Source organism: Roseateles sp. P5_E11 (assembly GCF_054049355.1).
Genome location: NZ_JBFUMO010000216.1, coordinates 1 through 8,942, shown reverse-complemented (window position 1 = coordinate 8,942; position 8,942 = coordinate 1). Strand labels below are relative to the sequence as shown.

Sequence of the window (8,942 nt, the reverse complement as noted above, 5' to 3'; positions counted from 1 at the left end):
GACGACGACGGCCATGTCGCGCTTTTGCACGGCGGCCACCGTGACCGGCTGCGGCCCGCTGCGGCCGAAGCGCCCGCCCGCGGGCCGGCCCGACCCGCCGGCACCGGATGCGGCGGACGCCGCACCTGCCGGCCCGTCAGCGCCGCCTTCGCCGCCCCGGCCCTTCCACCACCACGCCGCGCCCGCGATGACGATGACGGCTACCGCGACCCAGATCCAGGTTTTGCTGCCCTTGGATTCCTTGTTCTGCATTCGGTCCACTCCTGGTTGCAGCCAAGTTTCCCGGCCGAATGTAGCTGCAGCATTGCTGGGTCTCAAAGCTACGATCATGGTCATGATCAAGCTGATGGTGGGCCTGGGCAATCCAGGTGCCGAGTACGAAGACACGCGCCACAACGCCGGTTTCTGGTGGATCGATGGCCTGGCCCGGGGCCTCAAGGTGAGCCTGGCGCCCGACAAGGCCTATCACGGCCTGGTGGCCCGCGTGAACCAGGCGCCGGGCGCCAGCGGCCCCATCTGGCTGCTGCAGCCCATGACCTATATGAACCTGTCCGGCAAGTCGGTCGCGGCGCTGGCGCGCTTCTTCAAGATCGCGCCGGAAGAGATCCTGGCCATCCACGACGAGCTGGACCTGTCGCCCGGCGAGATGAAGTTCAAGAAGGGCGGCGGCGACGGCGGCCACAACGGCCTGAAGGACATGCGGGCTCAGCTTGGCAGCGGGGACTTCTGGCGGCTGCGGCTGGGCATCGGCCACCCGGGCCACAAGGATGAGGTGGCCGGCTATGTGCTGCGCAAGCCGCCGCTGGCCGAGCGCCAGGCGGTGGAGGACTGCATCGAGAAGAGCTACGGCGCCGTCGAGCTGATGTTGCGCGGCGACATGGACAAGGCGCTGGCCAAAATTCACGCCAAACCGCCGCGGCCCAAGCCGCCCAAACCCCAGCCGCCAGTAGACACTCCGGCCTCATGAAGCCTCTGCTGCTGATTCTGGYCCTCGCACTCGCACTGCCTGTTCTGGCGCAGACCCAGACGCGCCGCGCCCAGGTCTACCGCTGCGGCCTCGACGGTCGCGACCTGCGCGACTCGCCCTGCCCCGGTGGCAGCGCGGCCAGCAGCGTCGACTACGACCAGCCCAGCGCCGCCGACAGCAAGGCGGCGCGCGACCGCCACTTCGCGGACTCCCGGCAGGCTGCGGTCCTGGCCCAGTCTCGCCGCGCCAGCGAGGCTGAAGCCCGCCACCTGCGCGCTCAGGCAGTCGGCTTGCAGGCGCCGCCACCGCCCGCCCAGGCTGCCAGCGCCCCACAAGTCACCCATCTGAAGCCGCCGAAGACGGCCAAACCGCACAAGCCCTCCACCGCTGCCAGCGACCATCGATAGAATCCGCGCCGTTGGTGCTCGCGCCCGCCTTCACGGCGGCTGCAGTTCAACGGGAATCAGGAGGACGAGCGGTCACGCCGCAGATCTAACCTGAGCTGTCCCCGCAACGGTAAGTGGACGAGGCCTTGGCGCCTCACTGTTCGACCACATAGCCACTGGTGCGTGCACCGGGAAGGCGTCGAGCAAAACTCAAGTCCATCAGCCCGGATACCGGCCAACGACGGGGCCGCCTCGCGCACTTGCGCGGCGGCCGTTTTTCAGCCTTGCTGCGGGGGTCAGCGCGGCTGGGTGTTCGTTCGCGTCTCCTCTCATGTCTCACACCTTCCTCGCGGCCCCTCGGTCGCTGCTCGCCCTGGCCGTGCTGGCCCTGGCCTCGTCCGCCCACGCCCAGAACAAGCTCGACACCGTCGTCACCACCGCCGCGCGCACGCCCCAGCGCCTGTCGGAAGTGCTGGCCGACCTGACCGTCATCACCCGCGCAGACATCGAGCGCCAGGCCGCCGCCAGCGTGGCCGACCTGCTGCGCAACAACGGCTGCGCCGAGATGGTCCGCAACGGCGGTGCGGCGTCCACGACCAGCCTCTTCCTGCGCGGCGCCGATACGCGCCACACGCTGGTCCTCGTCGACGGCGTGCGCATGGACTCGCAGTCCACCGGCGGCGCCAGCTGGCAGGGCATCCCGGTTTCGCAGGTCGAGCGCGTGGAAGTGCTGAAGGGACCGGCCAGCGCCATCTATGGCTCTGACGCCGTCGGCGGTGTCGTGCAGATCTTCACCCGTAAAGCAGGAGGGAATGGCGGCGGCAAGATCAGCGCCGATTTCGGCGTGGGCCTGGGCACCCAGGGCACGATGAAGGCCGACGGCGGCCTGTTCGGCAGCCAAGGCATCATCGACTTCGCCTTCACCGGCGCCATCGAGGAGAGCGACGGCTTCAACTCGACGATCGACGTGCCCGGCTCCTTCAGCTACATCCCTGACCGGGACGGCTGGCGCAAGTACCAGGGCACGGCTCGCATCGGCGCCCAACTGGCCGAGGGCCATCGCGCCGAAATCATCGTCATCAAGAACCACGCGAACGCGCAATACGATTCCTCCAAGTCCCGGCCCCTCGTGGATGACCACAGCGTGCAGGACACCGACGCCACCCGTCTGGCCTGGACGGCACAATGGGCGCCGGCCGTGCAGACGCAGTTCAGCTATGGCGAATCGCGCGACCGCTACGAGACCTCGCCCTCGCCCTATCTGACCGTCACCAAGGTCAAGAACCTTGCCTTGACCGGCTCCTATGTGCTGGGCCAGGGCCAGCAGATCAACTTCCAGGGCGAGCGCATCGAGGACAAGCTGGAGAACAGCGGCCTTGTGACCGCCGGCGTCGGCAAGCGCCACCGCAATGCCATCGGCGCGGGCTATCTGCTCAATGCCGGTGCCTTCAGCCTGCAAGCCCACGCTCGCCACGACAACGACAGCCAGTTCGGCAGTGTCGACACCGGCACGCTGCTGGCTGGCTATGAGGTCRTGACCGGCCTGCGCGTCGTCGGCTCCGTCGGCAATGCCTTTCGCGCACCGACCCTCTACCAGCAGGGCACGGTCTACGGGCCAGACCTCAGCAAGCCTGGCGTCAAGCCGCTCGAAGCCGAGCGCGGCCGCAATGTCGAATTCGGCCTGAAGTACGGCGTTGGCGACACCGAGCTCACGGCCACGGCCTACCGCAACCGCGTCAGCAACCTCATCATCTTCGGCGCCGCCGGCAGCTGCCAGAGCGCCTTCGGCTGCTATCAGAACGTGGCGGCGGCCCGCCTGCGCGGCGTGACCCTGGCTGGCAATACCAAGGCCGGCAGCGTGAACCTGCGCGCCACCATGGACTTCCAGAAGCCCACCGACGCCAGCACCGGGCTGCTGCTGGCTCGCCGCGCCAAGCGCCTGGCCACGGTCGGCGCCGACACCGAGCTGGGCGACTGGGTGCTGGGCAGCAGCGTGCAGGCCTCCGGCGCGCGCTGGGACAACGCCGCCAACACGCGCAAGCTGGGCGGCTATGGCCTGGTCAACTTCAACGCGCAGTACAAGATCCGCAAGGATCTGAAGCTGCAGCTGAACCTGGACAACGCCTTCGACCGCGAGACGTCGACGGCCTATGGCTATGCGTCGGCACCGCGCACGGCGCTGATCAGCCTGCGCTGGAGCCCAAGCTTGTGAGCCCCTCGCCCAAACTCGCGTCGCTGAACGCGAGCGAGTCTGGTCGGTCCCCCAAGGGGACGGCGATGCTTGCCGGATCGACCGGCAAGCACATCGCCCAAGGCGGGCCGGCTTGGGAGCGGCCCGGCGCTCRGCCCGCAAACTCCGGGTACCTGACAAACACATGAAGTGAACAACGCTCACGAACTCATCGTCGGCGGCCAGCGCAGCGGCAAGTCGCGCCGGGCCGAGAAGCTGGCTCTGGGCTGGCCCGGCCGCGTGGTGGTCATCGCCACCGCGCTGGCGGCCGACGACGAGATGCGTGAGCGCATCGCCCATCACCGTGCCTCACGGCCGGCAGGTTTCGAGACTGTCGAAGCCCCGCTGGTCCTGAGCGCGGCCCTGCAACAGGTCGACGACGCCAACACCCTGGTCGTTGTCGATTGCCTGACGCTGTGGCTGGTGAACTGGCTGATGCCGATGAGCGGCGCGCCCGATGCGGCCGGCTGGCAGGCCGAGCGCACCGCGCTGCTGGATCTGCTGCCACGCTTGAAGTCGCCCGTCGTCTTCGTCTCCAACGAGGTCGGCTGGGGCGTGTCGCCGCTGGGTCGAGAGGTGCGCGACTACATCGACGAGCTTGGCCGCCTGAACCAGGACGTCGCGCGCCTGTGCGGCCGATTGACACTGATGGTCGCGGGCCAGGCCTGGACACGACCCGTCGAGGATTCGAACCATGCGTAGATTGCTTGCCCTGCTGCTGTTGGCCATTGCGCTGCCGGTTGCTGCCATCGACATCAAGGACGACCTCGGCCAGGTGACGCAGATCAGCACGCCGCCGCAGCGCATCGTCAGCCTGCTGCCTTCGCTGACCGAGACCGTCTGCGAACTCGGTGCCTGCGCCCGCCTGGTCGGCGTCGACCGCTATTCCAACTTCCCCGCCTCAGTGAACGCCCTGCCCAAGCTCGGCGGCATGGAAGACACCAATGTCGAGCTGATCGCGTCGCTCAAGCCCGATGTCGTGCTGGTGGCCGTGTCCTCGCGCGTGGCCGAGCGGCTGCGCGCCTTGGGCCTCAAGGTCGTCGTTCTGGAACCGCGCAGCTACAAGGACGTTCAGCGCGTGCTGAACATCATCGGCCAGGTGCTCGGCGTGCCTGACGCCCAGCGCGTCTGGCGCCATATCGAGGCCGGCGTCGCCGCGGCGGCCAGCAGCGTGCCAGCGTCGGCGCGGGGCGTGCGCGTCTACTTCGAGGTCGCCCCCGGCATCTGGGCCGCTGGCGAGTCCTCCTTCATGGGCGAGACGTTGACCAAGCTCGGCGCCGGCAACATCATCCCGGCGTCGCTCGGCCCCTTCCCCAAGATCAACCCCGAGTTCGTCGTCAAGGCCAACCCGGCCTTGATCATGATCGGCCAGCGCGGCTCCGAAGGCCTGACCCAGCGCCCCGGCTGGGACCGCATCGACGCCGTCAAGCGCGGCCGCATCTGCATCTTCAAGCCCGAGGAGGGCGACATCCTCACCCGCCCGGGGCCGCGCATGGCCGAGGCGGCGCAGATCATGGCCCGCTGCCTGCGCGAGAAGGGCGCCTCGTGATGAATCTGCGTCCGGGCCTACTCCTGGCGCTGCTGCTCATCGTTGGCGCCGTCGGCGTTCTGGCCGGCGTGGCGGTCGGCAGCACCGGCTGGGCCGACCTCGGCGACGACAGCATGGGCATCATCCTGTGGGAGATCCGCCTGCCGCGCTCGTTGGGCGCCTGGTGGGCCGGCGCCCTGCTCGGCATGGCCGGTGCGATGTCGCAAGGCCTGTTCCGCAACCCGCTGGCCGATCCCTATCTGCTGGGCAGCGCCTCGGGCGCGGGTCTCGCGGTGGCCATCGCGCTGGCGCTGACCGGCATCTCGCCCCAGACCTCGTCGCTGCTGGCCCATGTGGGACTGACCGGCATCGCCTTCGTCGGCACGCTGGTTGGCGTGGGCCTGACGCTGATCCTGGCGCGCGGCGTCGAGCAGACGCTGCGCCTCTTGCTGGCCGGCGTCGTCGTCGGCGTCGTGCTGAATGCGCTCACGGGCCTGGCCACGCTGTGGGCGCCTGACATCCTGCGCGCCATGCAGGCCTTCCTGCTCGGCAACACCGGCCTGCTGGGCTGGAGCAGCGTCACGGTGATGACCGCCAGTGGCATCGCGGCCCTCGTCATCGGCCTGCTGGCCAGCCCGGCCCTGGATGCGCTGACGCTGGGCGAGGCCACCGCCGCGTCGCTGGGCGTGCGCATGGGCCTGATGCGGCGGCTGCTGATCCTGGCCTTTGCGCTGGCCACGGGTGCTGCCGTCGCGCAGACCGGCATCGTCGCCTTCGTCGGCCTCGTCGCACCCCACCTCGTGCGCAGCCTCTGCCCCATGCTTCACGGCCGGCTGATCCTGATGTCGGCCGCGGCCGGCGGCGCCCTGCTGCTGGTGGCCGATGTGATCGCGCGCGGGTTGATGCGACCGCAGGAGCTGCCCGTCGGTCTCGTCACCGCGCTGCTGGGCGGCGTCTATCTTCTTGTGCTGATGCATAGACGCGGAGCGCCCAAGCGATGAATGCCCTGCACGCCCGCATCGCCCGCGTCCGCATCGACGGCCGCGACCTGATCAGCGACATCGATCTTGCCTTGCCCCAGGGCCGTTGGACGGCCATCGTCGGCCCCAACGGCGCCGGCAAGTCGACGCTGCTGCGCGCCATCGCCGGCCTGCAGCGTTGTGAAGGCAATGTGCTGCTCGGCGGCAAGCCGCTCAATGACTGGCCGTCCCGCGAGCGCGCCCGCCAACTGGCCTGGATGGGCCAGCAGGAGACCGGCGCCGACGACCTGACGGCCCAGGACGTCGTGCAGCTCGGCCGCCTGCCGCACCGGCCGTGGCTGGCGCCGCCCACCGCGGCAGACCATGTCGCCGTGCAGACCGCGATGGAATCCACGCAGAGCTGGGCCTGGCGCGAGCGCCGGCTGGGGTCTCTGTCGGGCGGCGAGCGCCAGCGTGTGCTGCTGGCCCGGGCCCTCGCGGTGCAGGCGCCGCTGACCTTGATGGACGAGCCCCTGGCCCACCTCGACCCGCCCCACCAGGCCGAATGGATGGCCCTGGTGCGTGAGCGCGTCGCCGCCGGCCACAGCGTCGTCAGCGTTCTGCACGAGCTGCATCTCGCGCTGCAGGCCGACCATCTCGTGCTGATGGCCGATGGCCGCATCGTGCACACCGGCGCACCGGCCGATGCAGCCACGCATGCGGCGCTGAAACGCGTCTTCGGTCCCAGCCTGCACATTGCACAGATTGAAGGGCGCTGGGTCGCCCTGCCTTTATGACCTCCTGCGCCGCCCTCTTCATCAGCGCCCCGTCCTCGGGATCGGGCAAGACCTGCGTCACTGCGGCGATTGCGCGCAGCCATGCACGCCGCGGCAAGCGCGTGCGCGTCTTCAAGACCGGGCCGGACTTCCTTGACCCCAGCATCCTCGAGCGCGCCAGCGGCCGCCCGGTCTACCAGCTCGACCTCTTCATGGGCGGCTTCGCCCACTGCCAGGCCCTGCTGGCCGAGGCCGCGCGCGAGGCTGACCTCATCCTCGTCGAAGGCGTCATGGGCCTGTTCGACGGCAACCCGAGCAGCGCCGACCTGGCCGTCGCCTTCGGGCTGCCCGTCGTCTGCGTCATCGACGCTTCGGCCATGGCCCAGACCTTCGCGGCGCTGGCGACGGGACTGCAGCGCTTCAGGCCCGAGCTGCACCACTGCGGCGTCATCGCCAACCGCATCGGCAGCGCGGCGCATGGACGCATGCTCAGCGAAGGCCTGCCGGACGACCTGCCGCTGATCGCCGCCCTGCCGCGCGAGCCCAAGCTCATCCTGCCTGAGCGCCATCTCGGCCTCGTGCAGGCGCTTGAGCAGCCGAGGCTGGATACACAGCTCGATGCCTGGGCCGATGCCTGGGAAGCCGGGCTGCGGCCTGGCTTGGCCTTCAAGCCCCAGGCCTTTGAGGCGAACGCTGAGCCGCAGCTGCCACCGCTGCTCCAGGGCCGCCGCATTGCCATCGCCCGCGACGCCGCCTTCGGCTTCATCTACGCAGCCAATGTCGACCTGCTCCGCGCCCTGGGCGCCGAACTGTCCTTCTTCTCGCCCATCCGCCATGAGGCCCTGCCGGTTTGCGATGCACTCTGGCTGCCCGGCGGCTACCCCGAGTTGCATGTCGAGGCGCTGGGGGCCCACCCCACGCTGGCCGCAGCCCTGGACGGCCATGTCGCTGCAGGTAAACCGCTGCTCGCCGAATGCGGCGGCATGCTGGCACTGCTGGACTCACTGACTGAGGCGGCCGGTGATACTCACCGCATGGTCGGCGTCATGCCCGGCCGCGCCCATGTGCAGCACCGCCTCGCGGCTCTGGGCCTGCAGGCCATCGCCTGGCCCGAAGGCCCGTTGCGCGGCCACAGCTATCACTACTCGACGCTGGAGACGCCGCTGGCGCCGATCGCCACCGCCAGCAACCCCAACGGCGGCAACACCGCCGAGGCCCTCTACCAGCAGGGCTCGCTGCGGGCGAGCTATGTGCACCACTACTTCCCGTCCAACCCGGAGGCCATAGCGGCTTTCTTCAGGGGCTGACCCATGGAAATCGAACAACCTCCCGTCGACCGCGAACGCGTTATTCCGAGCGGCGAGCGCCGTGGCCTGGTGATCGTCCACACCGGCGACGGCAAGGGCAAGAGCACCGCCGCCTTTGGCCTTGCACTGCGCGCGCATGGGCGCGGCAAACCGGTGCGCATCTACCAGTTCATGAAGGTGCCCAGCGCCCGCTTCGGCGAGCACCGCGTGTTCGAGCAACTGGGCGTGCCGATCGAGGGCCTGGGCGACGGCTTCTCGTGGAAGAGCAAGGACCTGGAGCACTCCGCCGAACTCGCCCGCGAGGGCTGGGGCCGCGCCGAATCGGTCATCCGTGCGGGCGACCATTTCCTCGTCGTGCTGGACGAGATCATGTACCCGCTGCGCTACGGCTGGCTGGCGCTGGAGACGGTGCTGGCCTGCCTGCGCGAGCGCCCGCCGCATGTGCACGTCGTGCTGACGGGGCGCGGCGCGCCGGCCGAACTGATCGAGCTGGCCGACACGGTCACCGAGATGGCGATGATCAAGCACCACTACAAGGCGGGCGTGCCGGCGCAGCGGGGGATCGAGGATTGAGCGCCCTCATCATCTGCACCACCTGCGCCGATGGCCAGGGCCAGGCTCTGCTGGAAGCCGTCGAAAACGAGGCGCTGGCACGCGACTGGTTGCTGCCCGTTCGGGGACAAGCCTGCATGGCTGCCTGCAAGCAGAGCTGCACGGCGGCCCTGCAAGGCCCTGGCAAGCTCAGCTTTCTGTTCGGGCAGCTCGCGCCCGTCGCCGCCAGCGTCGTCG

10 protein-coding genes, 1 pseudogene and 1 riboswitch are annotated in these 8,942 nt (G+C 69.5%); of the genes and pseudogenes, 10 read left to right on the top strand and 1 reads right to left on the bottom strand.

Annotation, left to right across the window (positions count from 1 at the left end; genetic code table 11):
* A pseudogene (locus ACXJKR_RS16735) lies at positions 1-252 on the bottom strand (hypothetical protein); the annotation flags it as partial.
* Positions 253-334: 82 nt separating this feature from the next.
* Between ACXJKR_RS16735 and pth the strand changes: the two are divergent.
* The 10 genes from pth to ACXJKR_RS16685 form a co-directional block, all read left to right on the top strand.
* Positions 335-967: an aminoacyl-tRNA hydrolase gene (pth, locus tag ACXJKR_RS16730; RefSeq protein WP_457323777.1), complete on the top strand. Its 633-nt coding sequence runs from the start codon at positions 335-337 to the stop codon at positions 965-967.
* Positions 964-1,374 (top strand): hypothetical protein, encoded by a 411-nt coding sequence (locus ACXJKR_RS16725; RefSeq protein ID WP_457323776.1) that lies wholly within the window; start codon positions 964-966, stop codon positions 1,372-1,374. Before pth ends, ACXJKR_RS16725 begins: the two co-directional genes overlap by 4 nt.
* A riboswitch (cobalamin riboswitch) is annotated at positions 1,370-1,607 on the top strand. It overlaps the preceding gene by 5 nt.
* A 77-nt stretch (positions 1,608-1,684) precedes the next feature.
* Entirely contained in the window at positions 1,685-3,565 is a 1,881-nt protein-coding gene (locus tag ACXJKR_RS16720) for a TonB-dependent receptor domain-containing protein (protein WP_457323775.1), read from the top strand.
* 168 nt (positions 3,566-3,733) lie between these two features.
* Positions 3,734-4,285, top strand: coding sequence for a bifunctional adenosylcobinamide kinase/adenosylcobinamide-phosphate guanylyltransferase (gene cobU / locus ACXJKR_RS16715; protein WP_056193770.1), 552 nt, complete (start codon positions 3,734-3,736; stop codon positions 4,283-4,285).
* A complete protein-coding gene (locus ACXJKR_RS16710) occupies positions 4,278-5,132 on the top strand; it encodes an ABC transporter substrate-binding protein (protein ID WP_457323774.1) in 855 nt (284 codons plus the stop codon). Before cobU ends, ACXJKR_RS16710 begins: the two co-directional genes overlap by 8 nt.
* On the top strand, positions 5,132-6,112 hold the full coding sequence (locus tag ACXJKR_RS16705; protein WP_457323773.1) for a FecCD family ABC transporter permease: 981 nt from the start codon (positions 5,132-5,134) through the stop codon (positions 6,110-6,112). Before ACXJKR_RS16710 ends, ACXJKR_RS16705 begins: the two co-directional genes overlap by 1 nt.
* Entirely contained in the window at positions 6,109-6,867 is a 759-nt protein-coding gene (locus ACXJKR_RS16700; RefSeq protein ID WP_457323772.1) for an ABC transporter ATP-binding protein, read from the top strand. Before ACXJKR_RS16705 ends, ACXJKR_RS16700 begins: the two co-directional genes overlap by 4 nt.
* Entirely contained in the window at positions 6,864-8,153 is a 1,290-nt protein-coding gene (locus tag ACXJKR_RS16695) for a cobyrinate a,c-diamide synthase (protein WP_457323771.1), read from the top strand. The genes ACXJKR_RS16700 and ACXJKR_RS16695 overlap by 4 nt, the downstream gene beginning before the upstream one ends.
* 3 nt (positions 8,154-8,156) lie before the next feature.
* A complete protein-coding gene (gene cobO, locus ACXJKR_RS16690) occupies positions 8,157-8,726 on the top strand; it encodes a cob(I)yrinic acid a,c-diamide adenosyltransferase (protein WP_056193756.1) in 570 nt (189 codons plus the stop codon).
* A partial coding sequence (locus tag ACXJKR_RS16685) for a DUF1636 family protein (protein WP_457323770.1) occupies positions 8,723-8,942 on the top strand: 220 nt, incomplete at its 3' end. The genes cobO and ACXJKR_RS16685, both read left to right, overlap by 4 nt.

Coding starts and splice junctions, on each gene's coding strand:
- pth (WP_457323777.1), top strand. CDS start 335: ATGATCAAGCTGATGGTGGGCCTGGGCAATCCAGGTGCCGAGTACGAA.
- ACXJKR_RS16710 (WP_457323774.1), top strand. CDS start 4,278: ATGCGTAGATTGCTTGCCCTGCTGCTGTTGGCCATTGCGCTGCCGGTT.
- ACXJKR_RS16705 (WP_457323773.1), top strand. CDS start 5,132: ATGAATCTGCGTCCGGGCCTACTCCTGGCGCTGCTGCTCATCGTTGGC.
- ACXJKR_RS16700 (WP_457323772.1), top strand. CDS start 6,109: ATGAATGCCCTGCACGCCCGCATCGCCCGCGTCCGCATCGACGGCCGC.
- ACXJKR_RS16695 (WP_457323771.1), top strand. CDS start 6,864: ATGACCTCCTGCGCCGCCCTCTTCATCAGCGCCCCGTCCTCGGGATCG.
- cobO (WP_056193756.1), top strand. CDS start 8,157: ATGGAAATCGAACAACCTCCCGTCGACCGCGAACGCGTTATTCCGAGC.